This is a genomic window from Aeromonas salmonicida (genome assembly GCF_028355655.1).
Taxonomy (GTDB): Bacteria; Pseudomonadota; Gammaproteobacteria; order Enterobacterales; family Aeromonadaceae; genus Aeromonas; species Aeromonas salmonicida.
Genome location: NZ_CP110645.1, coordinates 3410921 through 3426711, shown reverse-complemented (window position 1 = coordinate 3426711; position 15791 = coordinate 3410921). Strand labels below are relative to the sequence as shown.

The following is a 15791-nucleotide window of genomic DNA, read 5'->3' as shown; positions in this document are numbered from 1 at the left end:
AGGCGGTGTCGAGCGCGCTGGCTTAGCTGTGATCACTGCCCCCCAGCGCCTTGTAGATCCTGGCCATGGTGTTGAGCTGCTCCTTTTGCTGGTTGAGCAAGGAAAGCTCGGCCTCCCACAGGCGGTTCTGCTCATCCAGCCAGGGTTGTACCCCGGTGGCACCGGCCTGGAAGCGAGCCCGGGCAAGCCGTTCTGCCTCTTTGGCAAACGTCAGCTGCTCGGCCAGATAGTTCAGGCGCTGCTCGCCGTGATGGCGGGCGGCCAGGCCGTCTTCCACCTCGACCAGGGCGGTATAAAGCTGCTTGCGAAATTCGGTTTCGGCAATCTGGTAATCAAGCTCTGAGCTCGCAATGGAGATCCGGGTCTTGTTGTATTCGAGGAAAGGCAGCGCCAGGCTGGCACCCAGAGTGCCCACCGGATTTTGCAATACCTGGGTCAGGGTGTCCGAGGTGCTGCTGGCACCTCCGGTTAGACTCAATGAGGGATAGAAACCGGTGCGAATCTCATCCCCTTTTGCCAGTGTCTTGCGCAGGCGCAACTCGGCGGCGCGCACGTCGGGGCGCCGCGCCAGTACATCTGCTGGAATGCCGACCGCCAGTGATGGCACCGGGCTCGTCGTCAGTGCGGTCGGGGCAAATTCCAGCGGTCCGCTGCTGCGCCCAAGCAAGAGGCGCAGCCCGTTGCGGGCCTGTTCCTGCTGCATCAAGAGCGAAGTGAGCTCAGCTTGTTTGTTGGCCTTCTGCTGGCTTGCCTGCACCAGATCGAGCCGGGTAATGGCGCCGGCCTGGTACTTGGCTTGGGTCAGCTGTTCGGCGCGGGTGTAGTTTGCCAGTTGCCGCTCGCCCAGTGTGATGGCCGAGCCGAGATAGGCCAGTTGCCAGTACTGCTCCAGCGCCTTGCCGATCAGCATCAGGCGGGTGGCCGCCAGATCCTGGGCGGAAGCCTGGGCTTCCCAGCTCGCCTGATCCCGCGCCGAGGCGAGCCGACCCCAGAGATCCACCTCGTAGCTGAGGGTCAGGGTGGGACCCATGCTGCTGCTGGCACTGCCATCTTTCAGATTTTTGGTGCCGTTGGCCCCCAGGCTGGCACTGACCGAGGGGGCCTGGTTGGTATCGGCAAAATCTGCGCCCAGCAGTGCGCTCCTGAGCCTCAACCCGGCGACCTGCATGTCCGGGTTGGCGGCCAGCACGGCTTCCACCAGTTGATCCAGCGCCGGATCATGGAACCCTTGCCACCAGAGGCCGGCCTGTTGATGGGTGAGGCCGTCATCCGGCTGTTGCCAGCTCGGAGCCAGTACCAGATCTTGTCTGTGATAGGTGCTCTGCTGGCTGCAGGCGCTCACGCCAGCAGCAAGGGCCAGGCAGAGCGCCAGTTTGGATAAGTTGTGCATCGTCATTCCCTCGCCAGCGCCTCGACCGGATCGAGCCGGGCGGCATTGCGGGCGGGCAGGTAACCAAACAGGATCCCGATGAGCGAGGAGCAACCAAACGCCATCAGGATGGAAAAGAGCGAGAACTGCATCTGAATGCTCTCCACGAACAGGGAGAAGAGCAGACCAATGAACAGGGAGACGCCGACTCCGAGCATGCCCCCGAGCAGGCTGACCATCACCGCCTCGATCAGAAACTGCTGCAAAATGTCGGACTGGCGGGCGCCGACCGCGATGCGGATCCCTATCTCGCGGGTGCGCTCCACCACCGAGACCAGCATGATGTTCATCACCCCGACCCCGCCGACGATGAGGGAGATCACCGCGATGGCGGAGACCAGCAGCGTCATGGTGGCTGTGGTTTTCTCCACCGATTTTATGATGCTGTCGCTGCTGAAGGTGAAGAAGTCCTTCACCCCGTGGCGCTGGGTCAGCAGTTCGATGGCAGCCTGTTCGGCAAGGGCGGGTTGCACCCCGTCCTTGACCCGAATGGTGAGCTGGCTGAAGTGGTTCTGGGAGATGAGGCGGCTCATCACGGCGCTGTAGGGCAGCCAGACGTTCACTGATTGGCTGCTGCGGCCAAACCCCGTCTCCTCTTCCACCACACCAATGATGCGCACCGGCAGGGTGCCGACCAGTACCACCTGACCGACCGGATCTTCCTTGCCAAGCAGGCTCTCTATTGTTTTGCCATCCACCACTGCCACCGCGGCCCGGTTCTGGATATCGCGCTCGTCAAACAGGCGGCCACTAGTGAGCTTCATCCCCTTGACCCGGAAGAAGTCGCTGCCGACGCCCACTATGCTGCCACTGCTGGTTTTGTTGCGATAACGCAGCTGACCCGACGAGGCAATCTGGGGGCTGGCCCCTTCCAGATAAGGCTGGCCGAGCAGCGCATCGAGATCCCGCTTGTTGAGGGTCTGGATGCTGGCAGCCTTCTCGTCTCCCCAATCCTTGCCCGGGAAGATGTCGATGGTGTTGGTGCCCATGGCGTTGATCTGGTCGACCACCTTGGCACGGGCCCCCTGACCGAGCGCGACCACGCTCACCACGGCGGCTATGCCTATGATGATGCCGAGCATGGTGAGGAAGGTGCGCATCCGGTGTGCCAGCATGGCGTGCAGCGCCATGCGTCCCGCCTCGCGATAGCGATCCCAGTCGTTGCCGCTCGCCCTGGCGGCGGGGGAGGCGGCCGGGAGGCGGGCAGTGGTCGTGGCCGGTTTGCCGCTGTCTTCCAGCACCCTGCCATCGCGCAGCGTGATGATGCGATCCGCGTGGCTGGCCACTGCCATGTCGTGGGTCACCAGAATAATGGTGTGGCCCTGGGCGTGCAGCTCCTTGAGAATGGCCATCACTTCCTTGCCGCTCTGGCTGTCGAGGGCACCCGTGGGCTCGTCCGCCAGGATCACTTCGCCGCCATTGGCCAGCGCCCGGGCGATGCTGACCCTCTGCTGTTGACCGCCGGAGAGCTGACCCGGGGTGTGATGGCTGCGATCACTCAAGCCCAGCCGTGTCAGCAATGCGTTGGATCGCGCCTGCCGATCGGGGCGGGAGGTGCCGGCATAGACGGCCGGGATCTCCACGTTGGCGGCGGCGTTGAGATGTGGCAGCAGATGGTAGCGTTGAAAGATGAAGCCAAAGTGGTGACAGCGCAACCGGGCCAGGGAGAGGGCATCCAGAGTTGCGGTGTCCTGCCCCCGAAACAGATACTGGCCCGCGCTTGGGCGATCCAGGCAGCCGAGCAGGTTCATCAGGGTGGATTTGCCGGAGCCGGAGGCGCCGACGATGGCGATCATCTCACCCGCTTCAATGGTCAGATCCAGCGGATGCAGGACGGTGACCTCCTGCTCTCCGCTCTGGTAGCGTCGCTCTATCCCTTTGAGCTGGATCAGTGGCTCACTCACAACATCATCTCCACATCGGGGCCGTTGACGGGAGCACTTTGACCGAGCTTGACCTTATCCTGCTCGGTGAGGCCGCTGACTACCTCGACCTTGATGTCATCTTTCATGCCGGTCTTGATGCGGCGTGTCTCTTTCTGATCGTCATCCTTGATCAGGGTGACTTCGTACTCGTTCTCCCCCAGCTTCTTGCCAAGTGCAGTCTGCGGAATGGTCAGCACCTGCTTGCGCTCGCCGAGCACTATGGTGACTTGCGTGGTCATGGCGACCCGCAGGGTGTGATCCGGGTTGGGTACGTCGAACAGGGCGTAGTAATAGACGGCGGCATTGCTGGTGGCCGTGGTGCTGGTGGCCTGCTCGTTGATGTTGGTGGGGGCCAGCTCGACCGTGCGCAGGGTGCCGTGATAACGGGTATCCGCATCGCCCATCAGGGTGAAATAGACCGGCATGCCTGCCTTTACCCGGGTGACATCCGCCTCAGAGATCTGTGCCTTGACCGTCATTGTCTCCAGATTGGCGAGCTTGAGCAGGGTGGGCACCGTCTGGCTGGCGGCCAGGGTCTGGCCCTGGCGTGTCACTATGCTGACGACTGTGCCATCCATGGGGGCCAGAATGCGGTTATAGCCTAGCTCCGTCTTGGTGCGATCCACCTTGATCAGCGCATTTTCGATCTCGGCCTGGGCGCTCTGCAGCTCGGCCCGGGTGACCGCCAACTGGGCTTCGGCGCTCTCCAGATCTGCGCGGGAGCTGGCTTCCTGCTTGAACATCTGCTGCTGACGGCGCCAGGCCAGCTCGTTTTGCTTGAGCTGTGCCTGCTTGATCTTGAGCTGGGCACGGCGACTGGCGAGATCCGCCTCGGCGGTCTTGAGGTTGTTCTGGGCGATCAGGGGATCTATCTCGGCCAGCAGGTCACCCTGCTTGACGCTCTGTCCCGCCTCGACGGCCAGATAGGTCACCTGACCCGAGACCTGGGCACCCACATCCACCTGCTCTATGGCCTGCAGGACGCCGCTGGCCAGCACTGTCTGCTCCACATCCTGGCGGGTCACTGGCGCGCTCAGCACCGGGTCCGGGGTCGTATTCGGCCAGGCCAGCCAGGTGATGGCTGCCAGGGGGATGAGTGCGAGCAGGGCAAATTTTCTCTGCTTGGGAGTTATGTTCATTTATCACCTGAATGAAACGTGCGAAGGCATGCAAGGGCAATATCCTGCAGCAAACGAGGCTTAAAAAACAGCGATGAATATGTAAGGAAACATGTAGGCAGGCTTGTCAATAGTGAGGCTGCCAGCGGGCTTGGCAGAGGTGGCGGCAATGAGCAAGTCGCGTGGCGAACGGGAAAAGTGCGGGTGTTGACGGCAACAAGAGGGGATAGGGGGAGATGAGGCGCCCACCACTTGAGTGGGCGCCTGTCAGGTTAGCTGACGGCTTTGAGCTGCTCTACGTAGGGTTCGTGGCAGATCTGGATATCGATCGGCAGCTTGTAGATAAGCAGACGGGCCAGGGATCCTTCCATCCAGTGATGGCGGCTGCCCACCAGCAGCAGATCCGTCGGGTGTGAAGCCAGCCAGTGCTTCAGGTCCGACACAACGTCATCGACCACCAGGCACTGATAATCCACTGGATGCTGCAAGGTGGTGATGAGTTCACTGATGATGGCCTTGGCATCCAATGTGCCCTGGGCACTGCGCTCTTCTTCGGACAGCGACAGGCTTTCGCGGCGCACCTTGCTGCTATGAGTCAGGTGCAGCAGGGTCAGCTCAGTGCCCATGCCCTGTGCCAACCGGCTTGCTTTGGCCAGCGTCTCCTGCTCGTAATCCTTGCCTTCCAGCAACAGCACAATATGGGTTGAGGTCATAAGCAGTTCTCCTTGGCATGGCGCGGGGCACCGGGGACAAATTGTCTGTCCCCTACCACTGTGTTCCCGCTATGTGTCGCATAGAACGAACCGGTTTTGCGCATTCTGGCGTCACTCTTTGTCGGTGATGCATCGCAAAGCCATGTTCGTTTACATCATCATAACAGACTGAGTTGAATGGAAAATGAAGGGAACCTCGCTTTTTGACGGTTCATTGGTCTGTTGGCAGTGAAAATCATGACAGGGCAGGATGTTTGCGCTGCGGATGGGCGCCAAAAACCAGGATCCTGTGGTTTTGCATCGATGAGATTAGGTGCGGGAGCGGTTTGGGGGGCGCTGGCAGGACTGGGCGACGAAGAGGGAGCCGGTTTTGACTGGCTCCCTCTCATCTGAACTCAAGCCGGGTCTGAGGAGAGATACTGGGTCAGCCAGGGCAGCCCCTCTTTCTTGCGGCTGACGGCGCCAGCCAGATGGGTCGGCTGCTCGGGCAGTATGCCGTTACTGGCGAAGTAGAGCAGGCTGCCGCCCTTGGCCAGATCGGTCAGCATCAGCACATAGGCATCCAGCTCATCTTGCTCCAGCCGGTCTTGCATGGCCTGCACCAACTCGGCCTGGCGGGTGTGGATCTGCGCCGGATCCATCACGCAGATCTGGCTGACATAGAGTTTGTAACCGGCGATCTGGTACGCCTTCTCATCGGCGACGAGCAGTTCTGTCATAGGGGCGTCACCGAGCTGGGTACGCCGCTCCAGCAGGGTCTGGGCGAAGGGTTCCAGCGCCAGCTCGGCCAGTGGCAGCAGTGCATTGACGGCGGCGCGATCACGGGCCGTGGTGGTCGGCGAGGTGAGGCTGAAGGTGTCGCTGATGATGGCCCCCAGCAGCAGGCGAGCCTGGGTGCGGGAGAGGGTGTCATAGCCCATCAGCTCCAGCAGCACGGTGGCGCTGCACCCTACGGCCCGGATCCAGGCATCGAGCGGGCCTCGGGTGATGAGTGTGCCTATCCTGTGGTGATCGATCAGCCCCTGCACGTCGGCCTCGGCCAGCCCCTCGGGCCCCTGCTCCAGCTCGCTGAAATCGACCAGAAACACAGATTTGTTGGCCACGCTCCCCTGCAGCAGGGGCGGGGCATCGACCCCGGCGGTTTCCAGAATGAAGCGGGTCTCGGCGATGGGATCACCCAGTGCATAGGCCTGGGCCGGTCTGCCCTGGCCATTGAGCCAGTCGGCGGTGACCAGAGCGGTGCAGATGCTGTCGCTATCGGGGTTCTTGTGACCAAACACGTGGAGCATGAAGGCATTCCTGAAGTTGGAGGCTCCTGGTCGACCGCGCAAGGACGCTGGCCGGACAAGGGGGCAGATAAAACAGGTAAAGGCGCACGGGTTTTTGCTCCCGACCTGGTCTCACTCTATGCGTCGGTGCTGGCCATGGCAACCAGGATGAGTCGCACCGTCCTTGATGGTCACACCGTCACCTAGCTGGTTGCGTCGGCTTGCCCGAGCACCTTGTTACAGAGCCAGACCCGGCACTCGGAGCCGAGTCTTGTTGCTGTGCGGCGCTATGAGGTTGAGCCAGGTTTAGCTCTCATACTCTGGTCTGGCTCCCACACTCGATCCTGGCCAGAGAGTCCCCTGGATGTCGGCTAACCAAGCGGCTGGTTTGTGGGGGAGAAAATAGAGAGGATCGGGCGATCTCAACGTCAGATAGCCATATAAAGAAGGGTAGCCTCACACTCGCAGGTGTGAGGCTACCCTGTTACTGGCCGTGTTGGGCGTCCCTTCTCAGGAGGCAAGCAGTTCGCGGGCGTTGGCCAGGGTATTGTCGGTGATATGGTCACCGCCCAGCAGACGAGCCAGCTCCTTGAGGCGAGCGCCCTGATCCAGTGCCTGCATCTGGGTTTCCGTTGTCTTGCCGTCTGTGTGCTTGCTCACCACCATGTGCTGGTGGCCCTTGCCTGCTACCTGGGGCAGGTGAGTGACCACCATGACCTGAGTGGATTCACCGAGCTGGCGCAGCAAACGCCCCACCACGGCGGCGGTGGGGCCGCTGATCCCCACGTCCACCTCATCGAAAATCAGGGTCGGGGTCGAAACCTTGCGGGCACTGATCACGACGATGGCGAGGCTGATCCGCGACAGTTCACCGCCCGAGGCCACCTTGCCCAGCGGCTGGATTGGTTGCCCCGGGTTGGTGGTGACCATAAATTCCACCCGATCAATGCCGAGCGGCGACAGGCTGCTCTGGGCATCCGGTCGCACCTCGATGGCGAAGCGGCCGTCCGGCATTGCCAGCTCGTGCATGCTGGCGGTCACCTTGGTGCCGAGCTCCTCGGCGTAACGCTGACGGCTCTGGCTCAGTGCCTCTGCGGCCTGTACGAAGGCAAGGCGGGCTTCGGCCAGTTCATCTTCCATGCCTTCCAGGCGCTCTTCGTCCGAGTTGAGGCGGGCGAGATCACTGGTAAGATCCTGATGGTGCAAGGCCAGCTCGGCCGGTTTGACATGGTGTTTGCGGGCCAGATTGATGGCTTTGGAGAGGCGCGCCTCCAGCTCGGTGAAGCGCTCCGGGTCCAGCTCAAGCCGATCCAGATAGCTGCGCAGCTCGCTGTGGCTCTCCTGCACACCTATCATCGCCTCGTTAAGCATCTCCAGCACAGGGCTGAGGCGGCTGTCCATGCCCACCAGACTCTCGGCTTTGTCGACGGCGACCTGCAACAGGCCGGCGATGGTGGTCTCTTCGTTGTCATAGAGCAGATCGAGACAGGCGCCGCACTCCTGCATCAGTTCGGTGCCGTTGGCGAGCCGCTGATGCTCCTCTTCAATGGTCTCGAATTCCCCCGGTTGCAAGGCAAATTCGTCCAGCTCCTGCACCTGATATTCGATGAGCTGGCGGCGGGCTTCCCGCTGTTGCTGTTCGGCCTTGAGGCGATTGAGCTCGTTTTGCAGCTGACGCCAGAGCTGATAGTGCTGGCGCACTTCTTCCAGCAGCAGGTGATGGCCGGCATAGCCATCCAGCAAGCTGAGCTGGTAGTCGGGTTTGAGCAGGAGCTGGTGGGCGTGCTGGCCGTGGACGTTGACCAGCAGTTGACCGAGATTTTTAAGCTGGGTCAGGGGGACGGGCACGCCGTTGATGTAGCTGCGCGATCGTCCTTCGGCAGAGAGCACCCGCCGCACTATGCATTCACCTTCGTTTTCCAGCTCGTTGGCGGCGAGCCAGGCGCGGGCGGCGGGGTTGCCGTCCAGCAGGAAACGGGCGCTGACCTCTGTCTTGTCGCTATCGGGGCGCACCATGCTGGCCTCTGCCCGCTCACCCAGACAGAGGCCGAGTGCGTCTATGGCGATGGATTTACCGGCACCCGTCTCACCCGTGATGCAGGTCATGCCGGGTTGCAGATCGAGTTCGAGAAACTTGACGATGGCGAAGTTGTTGACGGTCAGCTGGGTCAGCATGGTCTCATCCTGTATGGGCCAACATTACTGTGTATGCATCCAGTATATACTGGTTTTACATACAGTAAAGAGTCGGCCCGCAACAGGATGGACAAGAGCATTGAAAAGCGCCTTAAAACAGCTTGCTGCCCCAGCCGAGCTTGTTGCGAAGCACATGGAAGTAGCTGTAATCGAGCGGATGCACCAGGTGCAGCTTGTGCTTGCTCTTTTTGATGAGGATCTCGTCCCCCGGGTGTACCGCCAGTGTCACCTGACCGTCGCAGCTCACCTGCATGGCGTCATCCTGATTGTCCGGTGAGACCAGCAGCCGCACCTCGCTGTCCGCATCCAGCACTATGGGGCGGCTGCTCAGGGTGTGCGGGAACATGGGCACCAGCGTGATGGCGTTGAGCTTGGGAGTGAGGATGGCGCCGCCCGCCGATAGCGAATAGGCGGTGGAGCCGGTCGGGGTGGCGACTATGATGCCGTCCGAGCGCTGGCTATACATAAAGCTGCCATCGATATAGACCTCGAACTCGATCATGTGAGCTATCTTGCCCGGGTGCAGCACGGCTTCGTTCACCGCCAGGTTGCTCGATTTGCGCTCCCCGTGACGATAGACGGCAGCTTCCAGCAAGAAGCGGTGTTCACTCTTGTAGTGGCCGGAAAGCACCTGTTCCAGCGGCAGCAGGTAATCCTGCGGCGACAGGTCAGTCAAAAAGCCGAGATTGCCCCGGTTGACCCCGATCACCGCCACATCGAACCGTGACAGCACCCGGGCCGCCCCCAGCATGTTGCCGTCCCCGCCGACGACGATGGCCAAGTCCGCCTGCTCACCAAGCTGGACCAGATCCATCACGTTTTCATCCATGATGCCGAGGGTGTGGGCGACCCGGCTTTCGACCAGCACCTTGAAACCACGGGTAGTGAGATACTGATGCAAGCCGGTCAGGGTCTGGTTGGCCCCTTCGTGGTGGGGTTTGCCAATCAGGGCAATGGTTTTGAACGGAGAATCCATAGTCTGTCGGGTTTGGGATGAGTATTGGGGGGAGTATACCCCGCTTTGTGGGGGATTTGTCTGCTGCCAGCGCTCTGCTCGCTCATCGCACCGGGAAAAGTGGCAATTTGCCTGTCGGTGCGGCTCATTGGCGACGATAGCGCCTTTTTCCCCTTGAAAGCCGAGGCTGCGTCCCCATAATAGCGCCATTACAGGGTCTGTTGCCGACTTGTCTCGCACCCGAACGTCAGCAGACCCTCATAAGCAACCCTGAAATTGGAGATGTCATGAACCACGAAGAACAAAAGGTTGAAACGATGGAGCAAGTGGAAGCCCAGCCAGTCGAGCCGACCGATGTAGACAGTGAAGTGACAGCCGAGCAGGCCCGCATTGCCGAGCTGGAGGCCCAACTGGAAGCCGCCCAGCTGGCGTCCAATGAAGAGCGTGAGCGTGCCATTCGTGCCGTCGCCGAAATGGAAAACCTGCGTCGCCGAGCCGCCCAGGATGTGGAGAAGGCCCACAAGTTTGCGCTGGAGAAATTCGCCGCCGAACTGTTGCCGGTACTGGACAACCTGGAGCGCGCCATCGAGCTGGCCGACAAGGAGAGCGAAGAGCTCAAGCCGATGATCGAAGGGGTCGAGCTGACCCTGAAATCGATGCAAAGCGGCGTGGCCAAGTTTGGTCTGAATCCGCTTGATCCGCTCAATCAGCCGTTTGATCCCAATGCCCATCAGGCGATGAGCATGATCGAAAATGGCGAGCTGGCACCGAACACTGTCATCGCTGTGATGCAGAAGGGCTACGAGCTCAACGGTCGGGTGATCCGTCCGGCCATGGTGATGGTCTCCAAGGCGCCAGCCTGATTGCCATCGCTGTGCTGAGCCCGCCGCTCGGCGGGCTTTTTATTGGTTGCGGCGCCAACTGCTTATTTTTGGCGTCATTTGGCAAGCATTCTTCCGTAAACAAGGCAAGAATGTGCGGTTTTTTGAGGGCAGGGCTTGAAGCGTCAACTTGAGACCCCATATAGGTTCCAAGGCCACGGCGGCACAAAAAATTTGATGCCGGGAGCTTGAAAGCCACACTGGCAGCCCCCACCTAGCCGTTAACGCATTAAGGCGAGTTCCTCGCCAGTTTATTCAAAGTATTTGGAGATTCGTCAAATGGGTAAAATCATCGGTATTGACCTGGGTACTACCAACTCCTGCGTCGCTATTCTGGATGGCGACACTGCTCGCGTGATCGAGAACGCAGAAGGCGATCGTACTACTCCGTCCATCATTGCCTATGCCGATGATGGCGAGATCCTGGTTGGTCAGCCGGCCAAGCGTCAGGCCATCACCAACCCGAAGAACACACTGTTCGCCATCAAGCGTCTGATAGGTCGCCGTTTCGAAGATGAAGAAGTGCAGCGTGACCTGAAGATCATGCCGTACGCCATCGCCAAGGCTGACAACGGTGATGCCTGGGTGGAAGTGAAGGGCAAGAAAATGGCACCGCCGCAGATCTCTGCCGAAGTGCTGAAGAAGATGAAGAAGACCGCCGAAGATTATCTGGGTGAGCCGGTGACCGAAGCCGTTATCACAGTGCCGGCCTACTTCAACGACGCCCAGCGTCAGGCTACCAAGGATGCCGGTCGCATCGCCGGTCTGGATGTAAAACGCATCATCAACGAACCGACCGCAGCGGCATTTGCCTACGGCGTGAACAAGGTCAAGGGTGAGCGCAAGGTTGCCGTGTATGACCTGGGTGGCGGTACTTTCGATATCTCTATCATCGAGATCGACGAAGTCGAAGGGGAAACCACCTTCGAAGTACTGGCGACCAACGGTAACACTCACCTGGGTGGTGAAGACTTCGACAACCGTGTCATCAACTATCTGGTAGATGAGTTCAAGCGTGAGCAGGGCATTGACCTGCGCAATGACCAGCTGGCCCTGCAGCGCCTGAAAGATGCCGCCGAGAAAGCCAAAATTGAGCTCTCTTCTGCCCAGCAGACCGACGTGAACCTGCCGTACATCACTGCAGATGCCACAGGTCCCAAGCACATGAACATCAAGGTGACCCGCGCCAAGCTGGAATCCCTGGTGGAAGACATGGTGAAAGACTCGCTCGAACCGGTTCGCACTGCCCTGAAAGACTCAGGCCTGGCAGTCGGCGAGATCGACGACGTCATCCTGGTGGGTGGTCAGACCCGTATGCCTATGGTGCAGAAGACCGTTGCCGAGTTCTTTGGCAAAGAGCCGCGTAAAGACGTCAACCCGGACGAAGCCGTGGCCATGGGTGCTGCCATCCAGGGTGCCGTACTGTCCGGTGAGAAGACCGACGTACTGCTGCTGGACGTGACCCCGCTCTCTCTGGGTATCGAAACCATGGGCAGCGTCATGACTGCGCTGATCGAGAAGAACACCACTATCCCGACCAAGAAGTCCCAGGTGTTCTCCACTGCCGAAGACAACCAGTCTGCCGTGACCATTCACGTGCTGCAGGGTGAGCGCAAGCGCGCCAGCGACAACAAGTCTCTGGGCCAGTTCAACCTGGAAGGCATTCGTCCGGCTCAGCGCGGCCTGCCGCAGATCGAAGTGACCTTCGACATCGATGCCAACGGTATCCTGCACGTATCTGCCAAAGACAAGGAGACCAACAAGGAGCAGAAGATCACCATCCAGGCTTCCTCCGGTCTGTCTGATGAAGAGATCGAACGCATGGTACGCGAGGCAGAAGCCAACGCGGCCGAAGACAAGAAGTTTGAAGAGCTGGTGCAGACTCGCAACCAGGCTGACGGTCTGGTCCACTCTGTACGCAAGCAGATCACCGAAGCCGGTGATGCCCTGCCTGCTGACGACAAGACCAAGATCGAGACTGCATTGAGCGAGCTGGAAGCCGTCATCAAGGGTGACGACAAGGCTGTCATCGAAGCCAAACAGCAGGCTCTGCTGGAAGCGTCCCAGAAGCTGATGGAGATTGCCCAGCAGCAATCCCAGGCTCAGGGTGCTGGTGCCGATGCCAACCAGTCCTCTTCTTCTTCCAAGGCTGACGACGACGTGGTCGATGCCGAGTTCGAAGAAGTGAAAGACGACAAGAAATAAGCCACACCCAGATGGGTAGAGCTCGCTCTACCCATCGGCTTGATCGATGAATTTACGGGCGTTGGGTGACCAACGCCCGTCTGCATAACTGTTTACGTAGCAACAGGATCAGTATGTCAAAGCGCGATTTCTATGAAGTGCTCGGGGTATCGAAAGGTGCCGATGAGCGCGAGATCAAGAAGGCGTACAAGCGTCTGGCGATGAAGTTTCACCCGGACCGCAATCAGGGTGATGCCGCATCCGAAGAGAAGTTCAAAGAGGTCAAGGAAGCCTATGAGATCCTGACCGACGAGAATCTGCGGGCTCGCTATGACCAGTATGGTCATGCCGGCGTGGATCAGAGCCAGGGTGGCGGTGGCCACGGTGGCTTTGGCGGCGGTGCCGATTTCGGTGATGCGTTCGGCGATATATTTGGCGACATCTTCGGTGGCCGCAGCGGCGGCGGTCGTCGTGGTCCGGCCCGGGGTTCAGACCTGCGCTACACCATGGAGCTGACCCTGGAAGAGGCGGTGCGCGGTGTCTCCAAAGAGATCAAGGTGCCGTCCCTGGTCCACTGCGAGGTCTGCAACGGCTCCGGTGCCCACACCGGCAGCACAGCCCAGACTTGCCCGACCTGCCACGGTGCCGGTCAGGTGCAGATGCGTCAGGGCTTCTTCGCGGTGCAGCAGGCCTGTCCGCACTGTCACGGTCGCGGCAAGATCATCAAGGATCCGTGCCGCAAGTGCCATGGCGAAGGTCGTTACCAGAAGACCAAGACGCTGTCGGTCAAGATCCCGGCGGGCGTCGATACCGGCGACCGTATCCGTCTCTCCGGCGAAGGGGAAGCGGGGGAAGCGGGCGCTCCGGCCGGGGATCTCTATGTACAGGTGCACGTCAAGGAGCACGAGATCTTCGTGCGTGACGGCAACAACCTCTACTGCGAAGTGCCCATCAGCTTCACCGCTGCTGCGCTCGGTGGCGAGATCGAAGTGCCGACCCTGGATGGCCGCGTCAAGCTCAAGGTCACTCCCGAGACCCAGACCGGCAAGATGTTCCGCATGCGGGGCAAGGGCGTCAAGTCAGTGCGCTCCGGCCAGGTGGGGGATCTGATGTGCAAGGTGGTGATCGAGACTCCGGTCAAGCTGACCGAGTCCCAGAAAGAACTGTTGCGCCAGCTGGACGAATCGTTCAGCGGTGCCGCCGCCAAGACCCACAAGCCGAGATCGGAAGGTTTCTTCGAAGGGGTGAAACGCTTCTTCGACGACCTGACCCGCTGATCTCAGCGCATCCCAGCAAAGCCGGCCTCTGTGCCGGCTTTCTTTTTGTCTGCCATTCGGCCCGTCTCTTCGTTATTGAGTGGATCCTGATGAGGGATCCACCTCACAACTCCCGCCAATTCATTCTGTACAAATGTTATCCCGCTCACAGAGTGGCTGAAACGGTTTAGCTGCCATCTTGAGTTAGCTAAAGCGGTTTAGCTATGCTCTCTTCGCCGATAAAAACAGAGCCCGACCGGGCAACACACGACAGGTGAGGAAGATGACCATGTTCAAGAGCAAATTGGCGTTGGCAGTGGCGCTGGGATTGGGGATGAGCAGCCCGCTGTGGGCGGCGGAGGGCGGTATCGAAGCCAGGCTGGCGGCGCTGGAGGCGCGGGTACAGGCGGCTGAAGCAAGAGCCGAGGCAGCGGAGAGTCGTGCCAGTCAGGCCGAGATAAAGGCGAGTGCGGCCAGCGAGCAGGCCCAGGTCGCCAACACCCGCAGCCAGAAGGTGGATGAGAAGACGGCGGGGGCACAGGGTTTCGAGTTTCACGGCTATGCCCGCTCTGGCCTCCTGGTCAACGGCAATGGCCACGGTGGGCGGGGCGGTCCCTACATCACGCCGGCAGGATCTGTGGGGGGCGCAGTGGGCCGGCTTGGCAACGAAGACGACACCTACATGGAAGCGAATCTGCTCAAGACCCAGACGTTTGATGACGGCAGCTGGGCACGCTACAAGCTGATGCTGGCAGATGGCGTGGAGACCAGCAACGACTGGACCGCCAGCGACTCGAGCCTCAATACCCGCCAGGTGTTTGCCGAAATAGGCAATCTGGCGAGCTTCGATGGCGCTTTCAAGCATGCGGTGCTGTGGGCGGGCAAGCGCTTTGATCGGGACAACTTCGACATCCACTGGCTCGACTCGGACGTGGTCTTCCTGGCCGGTACCGGTGGCGGTGTCTATGACGTGCAACTGGCCGACAGCTGGAAGGCGAACTTCTCCCTCTATGGCCGCGACTATGGCGACATCAGTGCCAGCGGTCTGTCGGACATAGAGAGCTACATCCTCACCATGAACAACCGCTTCGGCAACTGGCAGTGGATGGTGAACGGCCTCTCGGCCAATGACAACGAACAGCGCATCAACGACGGTGGCAAGGGAAGCGAGGCGGCGGACAAGGGGGCCCATACCCTGGTGGCTTATCACGCCGACAGCTTCTTTGGCATCAACCCCGGCTTCTCCAAGGCGGCGATCCTCTACGGCCATGGTCTGGGTGCCGAGCTCAAGGGCTTGGGTTCCGACAGCGAACTGCTGCCCGATGCCGATGCGGTACGGGTCGCCGTGTTCGGTGCTACCGACCTCAACCCGCGCTGGCGTTTCGCGCCGGCTCTGCTGGCGGAGCAGAGCCAGGATCGCTACGTGAAGGGGGACGAGTATCAGTGGCTGACCCTCAATACCCGGGTGGCCCAGGTGCTGAGCCAGAACGTCGAGCTGGTCTATGAGGCGGCATGGCAGTACATGGATCTGGATCCCAAGGGCTACAAGGGTCGTCAGGCGGTGAACGGTAACTTCACCAAACTCACCTTCGCTCCTACCTTCAAGGCGCAGACCGCCGGTTTCTTCGAGCGTCCGGAGCTGCGGGTGTTCGCCACCTGGATGGACTGGTCATCCGAGCTCGACAGCTACGCCAGCGACGATGCCATGGGCCAGAGCAACTTCACCGCCGGTGGCGAGTGGAACTTTGGCGTGCAGATGGAAACCTGGTTCTAGTTCGTTATCCCGATCACAAAAATGGCAGCCGGTACCGAGATCTGTTGGTTGGCTAAATCGGTTTAGCTGATAATGGAAGCCAAGAGATGAGG

11 protein-coding genes are annotated in these 15791 nt (G+C 60.4%); 4 read left to right on the top strand and 7 right to left on the bottom strand.

Going from position 1 to position 15791, the window contains the following annotated elements:
• Positions 1 to 22 precede the first annotated feature (22 nt).
• The 7 genes from ONZ54_RS15955 to nadK form a co-directional block, all read right to left on the bottom strand.
• Positions 23 to 1396 (bottom strand): efflux transporter outer membrane subunit, encoded by a 1374-nt coding sequence (locus ONZ54_RS15955; protein WP_271786643.1) that lies wholly within the window; start codon positions 1394 to 1396, stop codon positions 23 to 25.
• Positions 1393 to 3333 (bottom strand): MacB family efflux pump subunit, encoded by a 1941-nt coding sequence (locus ONZ54_RS15950; RefSeq protein WP_059169057.1) that lies wholly within the window; start codon positions 3331 to 3333, stop codon positions 1393 to 1395. Before ONZ54_RS15950 ends, ONZ54_RS15955 begins: the two co-directional genes overlap by 4 nt.
• Positions 3330 to 4493 carry an efflux RND transporter periplasmic adaptor subunit gene (locus ONZ54_RS15945; protein ID WP_011898958.1) on the bottom strand — a complete coding sequence of 388 codons (1164 nt, stop codon included), beginning with the start codon at positions 4491 to 4493 and terminating at the stop codon, positions 3330 to 3332. Before ONZ54_RS15945 ends, ONZ54_RS15950 begins: the two co-directional genes overlap by 4 nt.
• A gap of 251 nt (positions 4494 to 4744) precedes the next feature.
• Entirely contained in the window at positions 4745 to 5185 is a 441-nt protein-coding gene (locus ONZ54_RS15940; RefSeq protein WP_005312572.1) for a universal stress protein, read from the bottom strand.
• Between the two features lie 395 nt (positions 5186 to 5580).
• Positions 5581 to 6474, bottom strand: coding sequence for a DHHA2 domain-containing protein (locus ONZ54_RS15935; protein WP_271786642.1), 894 nt, complete (start codon positions 6472 to 6474; stop codon positions 5581 to 5583).
• Positions 6475 to 6963: 489 nt separating this feature from the next.
• Positions 6964 to 8628 (bottom strand): DNA repair protein RecN, encoded by a 1665-nt coding sequence (recN, locus tag ONZ54_RS15930; RefSeq protein ID WP_271786641.1) that lies wholly within the window; start codon positions 8626 to 8628, stop codon positions 6964 to 6966.
• A 112-nt stretch (positions 8629 to 8740) separates the two neighbouring features.
• Positions 8741 to 9625 carry an NAD(+) kinase gene (gene nadK, locus ONZ54_RS15925; RefSeq protein ID WP_005312583.1) on the bottom strand — a complete coding sequence of 295 codons (885 nt, stop codon included), beginning with the start codon at positions 9623 to 9625 and terminating at the stop codon, positions 8741 to 8743.
• Between the two features lie 266 nt (positions 9626 to 9891).
• Between nadK and grpE the strand changes: the two genes are divergently transcribed.
• The 4 genes from grpE (at position 9892) to ONZ54_RS15905 (ending at position 15699) form a co-directional block, all read left to right on the top strand.
• Positions 9892 to 10467 carry a nucleotide exchange factor GrpE gene (grpE, locus tag ONZ54_RS15920; protein WP_005312586.1) on the top strand — a complete coding sequence of 192 codons (576 nt, stop codon included), beginning with the start codon at positions 9892 to 9894 and terminating at the stop codon, positions 10465 to 10467.
• 297 nt (positions 10468 to 10764) lie between these two features.
• Complete coding sequence (dnaK, locus tag ONZ54_RS15915) at positions 10765 to 12690, top strand: molecular chaperone DnaK (RefSeq protein WP_005312589.1); 1926 nt, start codon at positions 10765 to 10767, stop codon at positions 12688 to 12690.
• A 113-nt stretch (positions 12691 to 12803) separates the two neighbouring features.
• On the top strand, positions 12804 to 13946 hold the full coding sequence (dnaJ, locus tag ONZ54_RS15910; RefSeq protein WP_021138057.1) for a molecular chaperone DnaJ: 1143 nt from the start codon (positions 12804 to 12806) through the stop codon (positions 13944 to 13946).
• Between the two features lie 262 nt (positions 13947 to 14208).
• Positions 14209 to 15699, top strand: coding sequence for a carbohydrate porin (locus ONZ54_RS15905; protein WP_271786640.1), 1491 nt, complete (start codon positions 14209 to 14211; stop codon positions 15697 to 15699).
• The last annotated feature ends 92 nt before the right edge of the window (positions 15700 to 15791 follow it).